The 16034-nt window shown below is 56.7% G+C and carries 11 protein-coding genes; 4 read left to right on the top strand and 7 right to left on the bottom strand.

The window, feature by feature from the left end:
* From B5D49_RS12660 to B5D49_RS12650, 3 genes are read right to left on the bottom strand one after another with little or no spacing between them, the layout of a single operon-like run.
* Entirely contained in the window at window positions 1-3297 is a 3297-nt protein-coding gene (locus B5D49_RS12660; RefSeq protein ID WP_078718077.1) for a UvrD-helicase domain-containing protein, read from the bottom strand.
* On the bottom strand, window positions 3294-4220 hold the full coding sequence (locus B5D49_RS12655; RefSeq protein ID WP_078718076.1) for a DMT family transporter: 927 nt from the start codon (window positions 4218-4220) through the stop codon (window positions 3294-3296). The genes B5D49_RS12660 and B5D49_RS12655 overlap by 4 nt, the downstream gene beginning before the upstream one ends.
* A 50-nt stretch (window positions 4221-4270) precedes the next feature.
* On the bottom strand, window positions 4271-5254 hold the full coding sequence (locus tag B5D49_RS12650; RefSeq protein WP_078718075.1) for an ornithine cyclodeaminase family protein: 984 nt from the start codon (window positions 5252-5254) through the stop codon (window positions 4271-4273).
* Between the two features lie 137 nt (window positions 5255-5391).
* Here B5D49_RS12650 and B5D49_RS12645 point away from each other — a divergent pair, with 137 nt between their 5' ends.
* A complete protein-coding gene (locus B5D49_RS12645; RefSeq protein WP_159447234.1) occupies window positions 5392-6267 on the top strand; it encodes a pseudouridine synthase in 876 nt (291 codons plus the stop codon).
* A gap of 55 nt (window positions 6268-6322) precedes the next feature.
* Here the strand turns inward: B5D49_RS12645 and B5D49_RS12640 are convergent, their stop codons facing one another.
* Together B5D49_RS12640 and ftsY are read right to left on the bottom strand one after the other, a co-directional pair.
* The gene (locus B5D49_RS12640) at window positions 6323-8050 is read right to left on the bottom strand and encodes an AMP-binding protein (RefSeq protein ID WP_078718073.1); all 1728 of its coding nucleotides are present in this window, start codon (window positions 8048-8050) and stop codon (window positions 6323-6325) included.
* Window positions 8051-8118: 68 nt separating this feature from the next.
* The gene (gene ftsY / locus B5D49_RS12635) at window positions 8119-9435 is read right to left on the bottom strand and encodes a signal recognition particle-docking protein FtsY (protein ID WP_078718072.1); all 1317 of its coding nucleotides are present in this window, start codon (window positions 9433-9435) and stop codon (window positions 8119-8121) included.
* A gap of 115 nt (window positions 9436-9550) precedes the next feature.
* Here ftsY and asnS point away from each other — a divergent pair, with 115 nt between their 5' ends.
* On the top strand, window positions 9551-10915 hold the full coding sequence (gene asnS / locus B5D49_RS12630) for an asparagine--tRNA ligase (protein WP_078718099.1): 1365 nt from the start codon (window positions 9551-9553) through the stop codon (window positions 10913-10915).
* 107 nt (window positions 10916-11022) lie between these two features.
* On the opposite strand, the gene B5D49_RS12625 is transcribed toward asnS, so the two are convergent.
* Together B5D49_RS12625 and B5D49_RS12620 are read right to left on the bottom strand one after the other, a co-directional pair.
* Complete coding sequence (locus B5D49_RS12625) at window positions 11023-11526, bottom strand: pyridoxamine 5'-phosphate oxidase family protein (protein WP_078718071.1); 504 nt, start codon at window positions 11524-11526, stop codon at window positions 11023-11025.
* A gap of 90 nt (window positions 11527-11616) precedes the next feature.
* A complete protein-coding gene (locus B5D49_RS12620) occupies window positions 11617-12522 on the bottom strand; it encodes an AraC family transcriptional regulator (protein WP_159447233.1) in 906 nt (301 codons plus the stop codon).
* Between the two features lie 306 nt (window positions 12523-12828).
* Here B5D49_RS12620 and rocD point away from each other — a divergent pair, with 306 nt between their 5' ends.
* Both rocD and B5D49_RS12610 read left to right on the top strand, forming a co-directional pair.
* The gene (rocD, locus tag B5D49_RS12615) at window positions 12829-14028 is read left to right on the top strand and encodes an ornithine--oxo-acid transaminase (protein ID WP_078718069.1); all 1200 of its coding nucleotides are present in this window, start codon (window positions 12829-12831) and stop codon (window positions 14026-14028) included.
* A 60-nt stretch (window positions 14029-14088) separates the two neighbouring features.
* Window positions 14089-15405: a cyclic 2,3-diphosphoglycerate synthase gene (locus tag B5D49_RS12610; RefSeq protein ID WP_078718068.1), complete on the top strand. Its 1317-nt coding sequence runs from the start codon at window positions 14089-14091 to the stop codon at window positions 15403-15405.
* The last annotated feature ends 629 nt before the right edge of the window (window positions 15406-16034 follow it).

Raw genomic sequence — 16034 nt, 5'->3', positions numbered from 1 at the left:
TCAGTGAGCCTCTCTTGATTTGGTCGAACCGGGGACGGCATCCACGGCATGCAGATCCAGATAAACGAGCAGTGCGCGTATCGGCGTGGCCGGATCCCATTGTTCAAGCATGGCTTGATAGGCACCCAGCTGGGGGGCATGTGCGGCATCGCGCCCGCCGGTCTTGAATTCAAGAATCACGGTTTTTGAGGGGCCGAAGTACACCAGGTCCGGTCGTTTGAGGTCCGGGGAATCCGGGGTGTCTCCAATTCCCACCATGTCTGGTTCATGTCGCCCCAGAGCCAGGGCGGGACGCAATTCGTGGTGATCCAAGGCCCAGAACGTCATGTCCGTTACCTGGGTGCGCAGCTCCTCCCGCTCCCCTTCGTCGATCGTGGCCAGAATGGGAAAGTGCAGCATGGCGTTTTGGGTTGCTTGTTCCGCGGCGAGCCGGATTGCGTTCGGGGTCGGGGCATCCAGCGTATTCTGGGAGAGTCGGATGCATTCCATGGCCTTGTGCGCTACATCGCCGCGTAATCGGGCCGTGAGGTCGGCTACTTCCTGCTCCATGTGTCGATAAACGCGTAAACGTGCCTGCCATGAGGGCGGTTGATCATGGGGCGGATCCACATGCCGGGCGGGGACACCTGGTGTGCATTCATCCATAGCCGCAGCTTCGGAAGGTGCTGTTTGGTCTGTGGGCAGGGGCGCCTCTCCGTAGGAAAAGACATGTTCCGTGTCCGGCAGATCCAGGACCAGGTCGATAGCTTTGGTTGCCGGGCTTTTCTGCCGGGGGCGTTTTTGGGGAAACCAAGCATACAATTCCTCTCGTGCCCTGGTCCAGGTTACGTAGAGCAGGTGCAGGTCTTCCAATACTCCGCGCCGTGTTTTGGCTTGATATTCTTCGGTCAGGTCGCTTTTGAGCCGCGTCAGAACCCGGCGGCCGCGTAACTCCACTTCGATGAGTTCCGGGGACGTTGGCCAGGGCCAGAACAGGAAGGGGGTGAAGACCACGGGGAATTCCAGCCCTTTGGATTTATGGATCGTCATGATGCGAACGGCGTCCACGTTTTCCGGCAGGGGAACCTTTTCCTCACCGCTTTTCTTTTCCCAAAAGTCCAAAAAAGTGGCCAGGGAGCCCATGCCCTGTTCGGCAGCGCGGTGGGCCACCTCCTGAAAGCGGCGAACATACAGTTCCGCTCCGGGGTGGCGTTCCGAGATTTGGAAAAAAGTCAGCATTTCCGCAATCAGGTCGTAGGGAGTGAGCAGACCGCTTTTGTTGGCAAAGGGACGGAAGGCATATTCCCACAAGGCGGAATGGTCCCGCTGCACTGCTTTCCACAAAGGGAGCCGTCCTGGACCGCGCTCTAGGCCGGAAAGCCAGTCATGCATGGCCGTGGTGCCTAGCTCGGGGGACAAACCCGGCGGTGGGGCAAGAAGATTGCCCCCGAGCAGGAGTTCCGCCAGGGCCAGATCATCGTGTGGATGTTCCAAAAAACGCAGCAGCGCCGCAAGTTCGCGTACAACCGGGTGACGGTCCAATTGGAGACTGTTTTCCGTGATGACGGGGACGCCGGCCGAGACCAGCCGATCGCAAACCAGGGCAGCGTGATCATGGGAGCGGACCAGGATGGCCATGTCACTCCATGGCCTTCGGGGGCGCACGTTTTCAAGCAGGTATCGGGCCATGGCATCGAGAGCCTCCTGCTCCATTTCGGTGCGGTCGTCGCTTCCAGGGAGACGCTCGATCCGAACAAAGCCACCTGGTTTGGGCGCGGCCTTTTGTTCCGGCGGCATGGATTGGTGTGCGTCCTGAAATTCTGTAGAAAGCGTGCGTGCCAGTTCTGCGGTTTGATCTGCCGTTGCTTTATTGCTTAAGCATTGGCTTGCCAAATCCGCGTTGAGGTCGGGATCGGCCAGCCGGGTGAAAAAGAAATTATTGAAGGCCACCACCCGTTCGCTGCTGCGCCAGTTGTGGGGCAGTTGGTCCGTGTGATTTTTTGCTGCTACGGAGTCCAGCTCCGGCCGGGTCCGGATTTCATCGAAAAGTTCCGCGTCTCCGCCGCGCCAGCCGTAGATGGCCTGTTTGACGTCGCCAACGTAAAAGAGGCTGCCGCCCTTGGACAGACATTCCTCGGCAAGAGGGGTGACTGCGGCCCATTGGTCGAGGCTGGTGTCCTGGAATTCATCAATGAGCAGGTGGTGCAGACGGCCGCCCAGACGGCAGAAGGCGTCCGGGGCGCCGCCGCCCTGTTCGAGTTGGTCGCGGACCAGACGCGACAATCCCTGTCCGAGAATCTGGCCTCGTTCCCGTTCGATGTCAGAAAGTTTTTCAGAAAGCTGCCAGGCCAAAAGTACGCAGGGAGCCAGATGGATGGCCCCGGACACGATGGCCTGTTCTCGTCCGTATCGCGCCAGTGTTTCCTTGAATCGGGCATACAGGATATCGTCTTCCGGTTCCAGAAGAGGGCGGGATGCTTTGACGACGCATGGCGTGAGGTCTTCCTTGGCGGCGTAGGCCGAGGTGTGTGGAGCCGCTTGCCGGAAGGCGGTATCCCGGCACTTGCCGAGAAATGTTAAAAATCTTTTGTCGCTTTGAATGCCTTTGTCCACAAGACGTTTTTCCAGGGCAACGGTCGCCTGGATCATGGATTTATGAGCGGGGCGCAGCAGTTCGGACAGTTCGTCCTGATTCGTGCAAAGGGAATTGCCCGACTGGCGCAGGTGAAGCATGATTTCCCGTAGGCGTTTGCGGATTTTATCCGCCACCCAGAACCCTTCGGATTGTTCTTCCCGGAGCAGTATGTCGAGCGCATGTTCCAAAAGGAGGCGTTCCGGGGAGTTTTCTTCCGTGCAGGCCGCCTGAAAACGCTCCAAAACCGAGGCGAACAATTCTTCGTCTTCAAAGGCCAGTTCAAAGTCGGGCGGAATGCCGGCATCCAGAGCGAACATGCGCAGGAGCATGTTTAGCAGGCTGTCGATGGTGCGGATGTTCAGCCGTTGATAACGGCGCAGGATGCGTTCCAACATCTCCCGGGCCTGTTCCTTGGGCCAGTCCGCGCTTTGTCCGCCGTCGCATTGCAGGGCAGTGCGCTTCAATGCGCTTACAACCCGCTCCTTCATTTCCGCGGCGGCTTTGTTGGTAAATGTCGCGGCCAGTATTTCCGGCCAGCAGTGGCCCGAGGGAACGCCGCGCTTGCAGACAAACCCTTCGGTTTCCGGGGCGGCTTGCCGTAGCAAATGCAGGAATTGTCGAGTCAGGATGAAGGTTTTTCCCGACCCTGCCGAAGCCTTGATCTGACGTAATTCCGAATTCATTTGCGTTCCTCATGCTTCGTCGAAATCATGGCCCGGGCTGGAGCGGAGGAGGATCCCCGGCGGATTCCGCCGACCACCACCAGGAATACCGCGGCAAGGATCAGAATGCTGCCGCCGTAGCCCCAAAGACCAAAGCGTTCCCCAAAGAAGATGTATGCCAGCACCGCCGCCACCACGGGTTCAAAAGTGGCCAGCACCGCCGCACGCGTGGCTTCCAGGCGTTTGAGTCCGGCATAGTAGGCGGAGAATGCGCCATAGGAGGTCACGGCAGCCAGGAGCAGGAGCAGGATCCAGGCCGTGGGCGTCTTGTGGGCGAACTCGACGAAGGGCAGCAGGCTCAGCGCGCCTACAGGCATGGCGTAGACGAAGATGGTTGGCGTATCGTATTTGGTTAAATATTTTTTCCCGAAGATATAATAGAGGGCGTAGGTAAAGCCCGCGATCAGTCCGATGAGGAGTCCCAGCGGTTCCAGATCAAGATCGGCGCCACCCCCGGTGAGTTGCGGTCCCAGGCTGATGGCGGCCACGCCGGCCACGGTCATGACGACGCAGGCCAGCTTGAGCGGGGTGAGGGCTTCACCAAGGACCGCACGGGAAAGCAGAGCGACCCAGGCGGGGGCGGTATAGAGCAGGACGGCGGCCAGGGCCACCCCGTTTTTGCTGATGGCCATTTGGTATGATCCGTAAAATACGGAAATGCAGACCAGACCGAAGCAGAGCAACGGGAGCGTGTCCACGGGGGATATGCGGGCCTGTCCGTTACGCAAGGCATGGATCAGAAAAAACACCCAACCAAAACCGGCCCGCCAGAATGCGGCTTCCAGCGGGGATATGCCTTCGGCAAAAATGTATTGGGAGATGAGTCCGATCAGCCCCCACATAAAGGCGGCGGCCAGAACGTACAAGCAACCTCGAAGATCCACAGGCGGTTCTCCTTGCGCAAGGGCGGCGGACGGATGCGCCCGCCGCCTGGTTACAGATCCAATTTGATGCCGATGCCTTTTTGCAAGGCCCGCTCATGAATCAACGCGCCGGTCATGATGTCGTGGGTCGCCACGCCCATGAGGACGGCTCCGCGCAGTCCCTCCCGAACACCGGGATGCAGGCCCGAGCAGATTTCTCCCATGTCCGCGTAGAGTCCTTCCGACGTGGGATATCCCTGTTGGAAGTATACGCCTTGATCCTGGGTCCAAAGGTATTGATGCCGATTGTCCACGGTGAAGTTTTCCGCGAAAACATCGGCTTCAAAGGCAGCGTCGTAGTCCACGGCAATGGCCAGAACATTTTCCTTGAGCCAGGAGCGAGGAATGAAACGATCCGGAGTTTCCACAATGGGGGTGCAGGTCACCACCACATCCGCGCCCGTTACGCTGGCCAGTACGTCGTTGCTGGTCACGAAATCCATGTTTGGAAGCTGTTGCTTCATCTCCGCCACAAATCGTTCGGCCTGCGCCGGGAACACATCATAGACTTGTGCCCGGTTGAGATTGGGGAAGACTTCGGCCATGGCCAGGAGGTTCACCCGGCCCTGCACCCCGAGACCGATGATGGATACGGTTTCCGTCGCCGGGTCGCCGAAATGCCGGGCATAGACGCCCGAAGCCGCGCCGGTTCTCCAGGCCGTGATCCAGGCGGCATCCATGAGCGCCTTGACTATTCCCGTTTCCGGGTCGAGCAGACAGAATATGCCGGTGATGTAGGGCAGCCCTTTCTTTTGATTTCTGGGGTAGCCGGAAACGCATTTGACCCCGCTTTGGTCAATATCGCCCCCGATGTGACAGGGCATGGCATGGACAAAGCAGTCCTCCCGGGGGTGGATGCCTATTTTGGCGGGCATCTCCACCTCATCGCGCCCCAATGCGGCGAAGCCGTTTTCCACAGCATCCATGACCTCGGGCATGCCGATGCCCAATGACTCGATATCCCGCATGGAAAGCCACAAGACCTCAAAGCTCATGCGTCACCTCCGTTCGGTGTTTCCGTGGACGGAACAGGGAGCAATTTTCTCCCTGCTAAGGGGTTTCAGTAATAGGCTTTTTGCGGCAATGCGTAAAGCGTTCTTGCCCGTTCGCCCAGGACGGGATACCAATGGGCATGCGCAGGGAAATGCTTGTTTCAGAGCGCTGGGCGGGTATCCGTCTGGATCGCGTCCTTGAAGAAATTCTGCCCGAGCTGGGGCTTCGTGGTCGTCGTCGAATGATCCAGGAGGGATTGGTTCGGGTGGATGGCCTTTTGCGCCCCATGGCGTACAAACTTCGCACCGGCCAGAATGTGACGGTTGAGCCGAAGGCGGACGTGTCCGAGCATCTCTCTGCGACCGGCAAAGTGCGCGTGGTTTCCCGGTGCGGAGCCTTTGTCGCGCTGGCCAAGCCTTCGGGGTTGCATTCGGCAGCCCTGGCCGGGGGCGGCGGACCGAGCGTGGAAGCGTTGTTGCCCTCCCTGTTTCCCGGGCAGTCGGCGCAATTGTTGAACCGTCTGGATTGGGGGACTTCCGGACTCCTGCTGGTAGGCTTTGGGGCAGCTGCGGCAACATGGTTTCGTGAACAGGAAGCCCATGGCAAGGTGGACAAGGAATATGCCGCCGTGGTGGGCGGCACGGTGTCGGAGACCGGTGTAACCTGGCGGCGGGCCTTGGATATGGCTCGTCGGCGTCGCACCCGGGTCATGTCATCAGACGATCCGGATCCGGCACGCTGGACCCATTTGTTGAAGGCGACCCCTGTTGTCTTGTCTGCTGTTGCCTCCCACGATTCCCTGGCCCTGGTGCGGGTGCGCATTGGCCGGGGGGCCAGGCATCAGATCCGGGTTCATCTGGCCGCCGCAGGACACCCCATAGTGGGCGACACCTTCTATGGCGGCTGTCCGGCCGAGAGGTTGTACCTGCATCACGAACACCTTGTTTTTCCGCTGGAGGATGGCGAGCGGTTTGAAGCGGTTTGGCCGCATGGCTGGCCCGTATCCATGGAATAAAAAAAGGCGCGAATCGTGTCCGCGCCTTTGCATGTGATGTGCTTTTTAGTGGGATTCAGGTGTCGGCCAGCCCATTTTCCTTGGGATCAACGTAGAGGTAGCGCTTGATCTTGTGGGTCGGAGTCTTTTCAAAGGGATCCGGATGCTCCACGATTTTTATGATCCGGGCAAACGACGCCACCATGCCGTTGATCTCGCTGCGGAGGGATTCCAACTGTTCCTTGAGCTTATCCCGCACATCGGATTCAATCATCTTATGCAGGCCGTGAAGTTTGTCGAGCTGTTCGTAATCCAGATGGACACGGGCCGTGAGTTTCCCTTCGTGGCTGTAGACCAGGGATTCCAGGACGTATTCCCGCTCATTGAGCATGGCTTCGATTTCTTCGGGGTAGATGTTTTCCCCGCTGGGACCGAGAACCACGTTTTTGCTTCGGCCTTTGATGTATAAAAAACCGTCTTCGTCCAGCACACCGAGGTCGCCGGTCTTGAGCCACTCCCCGTCAAAGGTGCTTTCCGTCAGTTGCGGGGCTTTGTAATAGCCTTTCATCACGATGGGACCGCGAATGAGAATTTCGCCTTCCCCGGTGTCCGGGTGGGGATTTTCAATGCGGATGTCCACACCGGGGACCGCATAGCCGCATGCGCGATACCGGACTTCGTCCGGCGAAGCCCCTGTGACCATGGGCGAGGTCTCGGTCATGCCGTAGCCTACGGAATAGGGGAAGCCGCCGTTGAAGAGAAAGCGTTCCACCTCGGGGGAAATGGGCGCGCCGCCGATACACATACAGCGCATGGCCCCGCCAAAGGATTTGTGGAGTTTCTTGCAGGCCATGCGGTGCAGGGCTTTTTCCGACCCTTTGAACTTGAGCAGTCCCCGCGTTATGGCACTGGACCGAAACTTTGGCATGATCTTGTTTTTATATATTTTTTCGATGATCAGCGGCACGATGAGCAGGAACGTGGGTTTGATCTTTTGTAGTGCGGGCAGCAGGGTGCGCGGTGTGGGCGGCTTTTGGAGGTAACGGACGCTGGCGCCGTAGAACAGGGGGATGACCAGTCCAAGGGTACACTCGTAGGTATGCGCCAATGGCAAAACCGAGACCATGCGTTCATCGGGTGTGAATTCTACAAGGTCAGCCGTTGTTTCGGCATCGTAGACGATATTTTTATGGGTGAGCATCACCCCTTTGGAATGCCCTGTGGTACCCGATGTGTAGATGATGGAGGCGAGGTCGTCCTCCTCTATTTCCGGCTGTTTTCGGTCCAGCACGTCCATGGCGTACTGGCGGAGCCGTTCGAGCTGGGCGCGTCCGGCCCGCACTGTGTCACGTAGCCGTTCCCGCATGTCCGTACCTTGGAGAAGGCGCAGGTCGTCCAGGCGGATGATGCTTGCCAACTCCGGGAATTCGCCGCCCTTTAGCTTGCTCAAGAGTTTTTCGGAAACGAAAATTGCCTTGGCTTCGCTGTGTACGAGGATGTGTTGCACCGCATTGTCATGAAAGTCCGGCAAGATGGGGACGACGACAGCGCCCATGGTGGTGATGGCGAAGTAGGCCACCCCCCAGTTGGGCATGTTGGTGCTCAGCAGGGCCACCCGATCGCCCGGACGGATTCCGCGTTTATGCAGCAGCGCGGAAAGGGCGCGGACCTGTTCGGCGAATTCACCGTAGGTCATGGGGTCGCCGTCCACGAATCCCAAGGCCGGGCGGTCGGCAAAGAGGCTTGCGCTTCGCTCCAGCACGGCGTTGAGGGTGCGTTTTTCCAGTTTGTCGAGTTGTTTCACAATCTGATCCTTTGGATGGTTCCGACGGTGGCCGGGGGTGCCCGACAGCTGATGGAATCCTGGTCCCGCTAGGAGAGCAGCGCCTTGGCGAAATCGCTTCCTTCAAAGGGGCGCAGGTCTTCCATTTTTTCTCCGAGGCCCACATAGGTGATGGGCATGTTGAATTGCAGGGCCACAGCCACGACAACGCCGCCTTTGGCCGTTCCGTCCAATTTGGTGAGAATCAGTTCATCAACGCCCACGGCTTCGTGAAAGAGTTTCGTCTGGGAAAGGGCGTTCTGGCCCGTGGTGGCGTCCACCACCAGTACGCTTCGGTGTGGGGCGCCCTCATGCTTTTTGCCCACGACGCGCTTTATCTTTTTCAGTTCTTCCATAAGGTTGGCTTTGGTATGCAGGCGTCCGGCCGTATCCAGAAGGAGCAGGTCGTATCCTTCGGCCAGCGCCTTGTCCATGGCTTCATAGGCTACGGCGGCGGGATCGGTATTGGGAGCTTTGGCAAAAAAGCCTGCACCCACGCGGTTGGCCCAGACTTCCAGCTGTTCGATGGCGGCGGCTCGGAAGGTATCGCCTGCTGCGATGAGCACCTTCTTTCCCTGCATTTGGGCGCGGTGGGCAAGTTTGGCAATGGTCGTGGTCTTACCCACGCCGTTGACACCCACCATCATCAGCACTTCCGGCGGGTTAACGGCCTGGATGCGTCGCGGGCCTTTGAATATTTCTTCCAGTTCGGCTTTGAGCAGGCTGCGGAATTGTTCCGGATCGTTGGTTCCCTGTTTGCGGGCGCGGGTTTTAAGGTTCTCCATGAGCATCTGGGATGCCTCGAAACCAACATCGGCCATGATCAGAATTTCTTCCAGCTCTTCCCAAAACGCGTCGTTCATTTCGCCATGGCTGGAAACCAGGGAGTCGATGCGTTTGGTAATTTGTTCCTTTGTTTTGGAAATCCCTTCGGATAATTTGAGGAAGAGGCGGTCTCGCTCGTCCTCTTCATCTTCCAGATCCAGAGCCAGGGCCAGGCGGAATTGCAGTTCCGACCGGAATTCATCCACTTGTGAATAGCCCATGTCCACAAGCCAGGTGTTGAATTTGGCCACGAAGTCACGGGCTTCTTCAATGGGGGCACCCAGCGCCTCAAAGAGAAAGAGCAGGCGTTCGTCCAGAGCCTGACCTTTCTCTTCAACATCGCGCAACAGGGCTTCGAGCCATTGCGAGAGCCGGGGTTCGGCCTGGCGGAGAGCCAGGGTCAGTTCTTCGCGCCAGGGCGCATCGGCGGTATCGGAGTGCAGGGCGTCCGGGGACGCGTCAGCCGTCGGTTGTGCGGCAGCCTGCTCCGTTTTCGGCTCGTCGCCGTGCCAAAGTTTTTTGAGTTTCGTAAAAAATCCCATGAAAGCTCCTTGGGTCGGGCTGTTGTGCGGTCTTTGGTGGGGGAGGTTGTAGCCCAGGCCGGGCCGACGCGCAAGAATGTTGCCATTTGTCCACGGCAAGGCTACAAACCCGCCCATGAAACGCGTGAAAATCCATGATGTCCTGGCGGCGGACGCGGCGCTGGGCGAGATCGTCGTCAAAGGCTGGGTCCGCACCAAGCGTGACTCCAAAGGTTTTTCTTTCCTTGAAATCAATGACGGCTCCTGCCTGAAAAACGTTCAGGTGGTCATCGACCACACGCCTGAGATTGTTGCGGAGCTGGACAAGATCACGACCGGAGCCTCGGTCCGTATCGACGGAACCATGGTGGAAAGTCCGGGCAAGGGGCAAAAGTGGGAGGTTCGGGCCTCCACTATCCGTCTCCTCGGGGCGGCGGATGCGGAAACTTTTCCACTGCAAAAAAAGCGGCATTCTGATGAATTCCTTCGGGGCATTGCGCATCTGCGTCCCCGCACCAATAAATATGGCGCCATATTCCGCATTCGTTCCGAAGCGGCGCAGGCCGTCCACTCCTTTTTCCATGAGCGTGGGTTCCGCTATGTGCATACTCCTATTTTGACTGGCTCGGATTGCGAAGGAGCCGGAGAGATGTTCCGGGTGACCACTCTGGAACCGGGGGAACGGAACATTGAGGAGGATTTTTTCGGCAAGCGGACCGCGTTGACGGTTTCCGGCCAGCTTGAGGCAGAGTTGATGGCTCTGGCTCTTGGCGACGTGTATACGTTTGGGCCGACGTTCCGGGCGGAAAACTCCAATACTCCCCGTCATGTGGCGGAATTTTGGATGATTGAGCCTGAGATGGCCTTTGCCGATCTTGAGGATAACATTGAATTGGCCGAGTCCATGACCAAAAGTGTGATCGGCAAAGTTCTTGATGCCTGCGCCGACGATGTGGAGCTGTTCGCCAAGTTTGTGGACAAGCAGCTTATGCCCACGCTGGACAATATCATGCAAAATGAATTTGTCCGTTTGCCGTATCGCGAGGCCGTGGATATTTTGCGCAAGACCAAGAAAAAATTTGAATATCCTGTGGAATTCGGTACGGATCTGCAAACCGAGCATGAACGTTTTTTGTCCGAGGAAAAGTTCAAGCGGCCGGTGGTGGTTTATGATTATCCCAAGTCCATCAAACCGTTTTACATGCGTTGCAATGACGACAATGAAACCGTTGCGGCCATGGACGTGCTTGTACCCCGCATTGGTGAACTGATCGGCGGATCACAGCGCGAGGAACGGTTGGACGTGCTGCAGGAGCGGATGGCGGAAATGGAATTGTCCGAGGAAGAATACTGGTGGTACCTGGATACGCGCCGGTTCGGTTCTGTTCCCCACGCCGGGTTCGGAATGGGATTCGAGCGCCTGCTCATGCTGATCACCGGAGTGACCAACATCCGCGACGTGATCGCTTTCCCGAGAACGCCCCGTCATCTGGAGTTTTAATCTGCTGAGTCGATCGGGCTTGTGGTGAGACCGGTCATAATGAAAGCCCCCTGTCGCGTTGAGCGGTCGGGGGCTTTTCATATTTCAATCCAAAGCGGGCAGGGCGGTTACGTTTGATCGGCATGGAGCGTGGGCAAGCGCACAAATGAGGCATGGTTTGCTCCGCGAAGAAGCAAGTAGGACTGGACTTGCAGCTCCAGCAACATAAGCCCCTCTTGCTGGAGCAAACTTCCAAGGTGTTGATGTTGTTGTGAAAATATCCGGAGAATGTCTCGTCTGTCCGCGGGGCAAGCATGAAGCAAAACCGTACCGTTGACAGTCAGAGCCTGGATTTGTGAGCGCTGATGCTCCTGTTCACGGGAGTCCACGAGCAGACTGGCTTTTGGTGATTGTCGCAGGTTATCAATTTTTTTACCTTGACCGGGGCTTAGTAACCAGATCGTATCTTGTTCCGGGTGGTGGACATAGGCCATGAGCGAGGTGTGCGGTCCTTGAGCCGGATTATACGTAGCCAGAACGCCCATGTCTTGTCTTTGCAGCAAGCCCCGGGCTTCTGTAATCGTTTGCCGATTCTGTTCTTCCGTGGGGGAGACTTTTTTCATTTGCTTCATTTTGATTCAGAATTGGAGCTTCGGCAAGAAAAAAACGGTCCCTGGCATCAGGAACCGTTGCATTTTAAGAAATTCAAGTTGGTTGGCGGCTTATACCAACGGGAAATATACTTCGGTTACGAGTTGTTCGGCCGGCGTGTGTTTGGGATCGGTGAGGTAGATTTCCACTGACGGGCCATCGCGCAGTTCACAGCCGGAAGAGGGCAGCCATTCTCCCATGATCCGGATGTAGGAGTCCTCCAAATTCTCAAACGGTCCCAGGTGGCGGTACATTCCCCATTTGCCGCCGAAGACCTCCTGAATCCCGACCGCACCATTGGGCATGACGCTCGGCGGGACATTCATGCAGGCATCGTATCGGATTTTGTCTGGAGGGGTTATTTGCGGATCGTCGTGGCAGACTCCGTAGAACCGGGTTTCCGGGCCGATGATGCCATTGCTTCCCGCCCATGCGCAAAGTTGGTTCCAAACGGAATCCACTTCCGTGTACGGGCCGACGTGACGCATGTACGCCACACGAATCGGGCTGATTTCCTTGATTTCAATTTCCATGGCGACCTCCGTGGATGGTTTGGGTGGTGTTACAAAGAGGGTCCGACGCTGCTCCCCAGAAAGGTAATGAACTCCTGATTGCATCTTTGGATACAGCGTGTTGCGCATTCGACTTCGGTAAGCAGTCGGGGGCGAACCAAACATGCGCCGAAAGACTCGACAAAATGCTTCCGGGGTTTCATATCCTGCATCCAATGCGATGTTCGTGACGTTTTGATCCGTAACAAGCAGCCGCAGAGCGGCCCGTTCCAGTCGGAGCCTGCGTATGTGTTCTCCCAGAGATTCTCCCAGCATACCTTTGAAAAAACGATGGAAATGAGCTTGTGAAAAGCAGGCGATATTCGCCAGCTCGCGGACATCCAAATCCTGATCCAGATTTTCCTGAATGTGTTGAAGAACTTTGAGAATGCGTTCTTGATAATTCGTTTTCGTTGAATGCCGCATGCGTGTTCCGTTTTGGGTATTGTGTCCTGCACCCATGTCTGAAGGGGGCGTCTTTGTCTGTTGTCCTAGTATGTTCATACCGTGTAGAGGAATCTATTCATCTTTACCTGACCGTATTTCGCAATTTGCGCTCTCACAACCCCTTTGCCGTGGGGCGAAGGTTGTTTTCCGGTCGGAGATGGAACGGATTGTGGTATGGAATGTGTGGTCGGGTTGACATCGGGACAAGGGGAGAGCAAACAGCTACACTATGGTAATAGTGAATGGTTTATTGAAAAGTTCCGTTGAGATCCCGAAGGAGTTTGCATGAAGCCGCAGGATTACATTGATCTGGAGAACCGGTACGGTGCGCAGAACTACAAACCGTTGGACGTGGTTCTCAGCAAAGGGGAGGGCGTCTGGGTCTGGGATGTGGAAGACAATCGCTACATGGATTGCCTTTCCGCGTATTCCGCCGTGAACCAGGGCCATTGTCATCCGCGTATCGTGGCGGCGTTGCAGGAGCAGGCGGAGCGGTTGCCGTTAACATCCCGCGCCTTTCGCAATGATCAGCTCGGGCTTTTATATGAAGAACTCTGCCGATTGACCAACTCTCACAAAGTCCTGCCCATGAATTCTGGAGCCGAAGCCGTGGAAACGGCCATCAAAGCCGTGCGTAAGTGGGGCTACATGGAAAAGGGCGTTCCAGAAAATCAAGCCGAGATAATTGTTTGTGCGAATAATTTTCATGGGCGCACCATCTCCATCGTAAGTTTTAGTACGGATTCTGGTGCGCGTGCCGGGTTCGGCCCATTCACTCCCGGATTCCGGGTCATTCCGTTCGGGGACGCACAGGCTTTTGAACAAGCCATCACTCCTCACACCGTAGCGTTGTTGGTGGAGCCGATCCAGGGAGAGGCCGGGGTGATCATCCCGCCGGAAGGATATCTGCGCCGGGTTCGTGAACTGTGCGACACGCACGGTATCCAGTTGATTCTGGACGAAATCCAAACAGGACTCGGGCGGACCGGGAAATTGCTTGCGGAGGAGCACGAAGGGATCGAGGCGGACATTACGTTGATCGGCAAGGCGCTTTCAGGAGGACTGTATCCGGTTTCTGCCGTGCTATCCAATACCGAGGTGTTGGGCATCCTCCGGCCCGGGGAGCATGGTTCCACCTTCGGAGGGAACCCGTTGGCCTGCGCCGTGGCCCGTGCCGCGCTGAACGTGTTGGTGGAGGAGGGGCTTATTGCCAATGCGGAATTGATGGGACAGCGGTTCATGAAAGGGCTTCGGGCCATTGCAAATCCTGCCGTGCGCGACGTCCGGGGGCGCGGGTTGCTGCTGGCCGTGGAGCTTGATCCTTCGGCTGGCGGGGCAAGGCCATATTGTGAACGGCTTAAGGAAGCGGGGTTGCTGTGCAAGGAAACACATGAAAATACGATTCGGTTCGCTCCGCCGCTCGTGATTACGGCTGAGCAGGTCGATTGGGCTTTGGAACGTATCTCGTCCGTTTTGAGTGCCTGAGTGCGTATGGGGCGCAGCTGTTGAAATACGCTGTTGAATGAATTGATGGAGGAATCGAATATGGTCGAAAACGTCATCATCATGGGAGCCGCCGGTAGGGATTTTCATAATTTTAACGTCTACTTCCGCAATAACGAGCGGTACAGGGTCGTTTGCTTCACAGCCACGCAGATTCCCAATATCGATGGGCGAAAATATCCGGGCGTACTGGCTGGAGCAGCCTATCCCGACGGCATTCCCATTGTTTCGGACGACCAGCTGGAAGAACTGATTCGCAAGTATCAGGTAGATCTTGTAGTTTTTTCCTATTCCGACATCCCGCATGTGGAGGTAATGCATAAAGCGTCCATCGCCACGGCGTGCGGTGCCGATTTTATGATCATTGGCGCGCCGTATACCATGCTGGAATCCTCTAAACCCGTGATTTCCGTATGTGCTGTGCGCACGGGATGCGGTAAATCCCAAACCAGTCGGGAGGTCATGCGGATTGTGCAGTCCCTGGGGCGGCGAGTGGTGGCTGTCCGCCACCCTATGCCGTACGGAGATCTGCTGAAACAGGAAGTCCAGCGTTTTGCGGACTATGCGGATCTGGATCGGCACGAGTGCACCATTGAGGAGCGGGAAGAGTACGAACCCGTGATCCGCATGGGCGGCATCATTTATTCCGGCGTGGACTACGAGAAAATCCTCCGGCGTGCCGAGCAGGAGGCCGATGTGGTGGTCTGGGACGGCGGGAACAATGACACCCCGTTCTATCGCCCCGATGTGAATATCGTGGTCTTTGATCCGCACCGCGTGGGCCATGAATTAACCTACCACCCGGGTGAAACGAATATGCGCATGTGTGACATCGCGGTCATCAATAAAGTGGACAGCGCCGATGCAGAAGATGTTGAGCAGTTGCGCCGAACCATCCGGAAGTGCAACCCGGTAGCGGAAATCATCCTGGCGGAGTCCGAGTTGATCGTGGACGCTCCAGACCTGTTGCGGGGGGCGCGGGTTCTGGTCGTGGAAGATGGTCCAACCCTTACGCATGGAGAAATGCGCTTCGGTGCCGGAGTGGTCGCGGCGCAGCGTCATGACGTCGCGCAGATTGTGGATCCACGGCCCTACCTGCAAGGGACATTACTTGATACGTTTGAAAAGTATCCCGAAATAGGCTCCATATTGCCGGCTATGGGCTATTCCAAGGAGCAAATCAGAGACTTGGAAGCGACCATCAATGCAACGGATTGCGATGTCGTTGTGTCCGCAACTCCCATCGACCTGACGCGCATACTAAAGGTAGATAAACCCTTGGTTCGAGTTGAGTACGCGTATAAAGATAATAGTGAAGATGGGTTAGAGGCATGTCTGACACGGCGCTTGAATGGTTGAGCCTAAGAGCATGGGCAAAGGATAGAGTCTAAGGCTCAAAAGGGGTTGAGAAAAGATAAAAAAATTATCTTATTTTAACAGGTGGTTAGATTTTGAACAGTGTTTTGTGGTTCAAAGGGGGGTTGACCGCAGGTGCGTATTTGCATAGATACCCCCTTCGCCGCTGACGGCGGAGGTGAACGGAGTCGCAAGGCAAGCGCCTTGAAAAAAAGCAAAAAAGTGCTTGACTCCACTCGGGCGAAAGCCTAAACATCCACCTCCGCGACAAGGCGGGGAGCGATTCGGCGTCCGGGGCAATATGCTCCGCATAAAAAAGCAAATTAACGCTTGACTCCGAAAAGGCAAAAGCCTAGAAAGCTCCTCCGCCGCATGAGCGGGGAGCGGATTGGAGTCTCGGGGCAAACGCCCTGAAAAAAAGTTGCAAAAAGCACTTGACTCCGAAAAGGCAAAAGCCTAGAAAGCTCCTCCGCCGCAAGCGGAACGTGTTTCGGAGTCTCGGGGCGGATCGCTTCGAAAAAAAAGTGAAAAAAGCACTTGACTCCACTTGGCGGATCGCCTAGAAGCACACTTCGCCGCCACGAACAAATTGGTTCGGCGGCCTGATCTCTGAAAGTCCGAAGAATGGGGTT

This window comes from Paucidesulfovibrio gracilis DSM 16080 (assembly GCF_900167125.1).
Classification (GTDB): domain Bacteria; phylum Desulfobacterota; class Desulfovibrionia; order Desulfovibrionales; family Desulfovibrionaceae; genus Paucidesulfovibrio; species Paucidesulfovibrio gracilis.
Note: the sequence above shows the minus strand (reverse complement) of the source record. Positions and strands in the feature narration are given on the sequence as shown.

Coding starts and splice junctions, on each gene's coding strand:
- ftsY (WP_078718072.1), bottom strand. CDS start 9,435: ATGGGATTTTTTACGAAACTCAAAAAACTTTGGCACGGCGACGAGCCG.
- rocD (WP_078718069.1), top strand. CDS start 12,829: ATGAAGCCGCAGGATTACATTGATCTGGAGAACCGGTACGGTGCGCAG.
- B5D49_RS12660 (WP_078718077.1), bottom strand. CDS start 3,297: ATGAATTCGGAATTACGTCAGATCAAGGCTTCGGCAGGGTCGGGAAAA.
- B5D49_RS12620 (WP_159447233.1), bottom strand. CDS start 12,522: ATGCGGCATTCAACGAAAACGAATTATCAAGAACGCATTCTCAAAGTT.
- B5D49_RS12645 (WP_159447234.1), top strand. CDS start 5,392: ATGCGCAGGGAAATGCTTGTTTCAGAGCGCTGGGCGGGTATCCGTCTG.
- asnS (WP_078718099.1), top strand. CDS start 9,551: ATGAAACGCGTGAAAATCCATGATGTCCTGGCGGCGGACGCGGCGCTG.
- B5D49_RS12610 (WP_078718068.1), top strand. CDS start 14,089: ATGGTCGAAAACGTCATCATCATGGGAGCCGCCGGTAGGGATTTTCAT.
- B5D49_RS12625 (WP_078718071.1), bottom strand. CDS start 11,526: ATGAAGCAAATGAAAAAAGTCTCCCCCACGGAAGAACAGAATCGGCAA.
- B5D49_RS12650 (WP_078718075.1), bottom strand. CDS start 5,254: ATGAGCTTTGAGGTCTTGTGGCTTTCCATGCGGGATATCGAGTCATTG.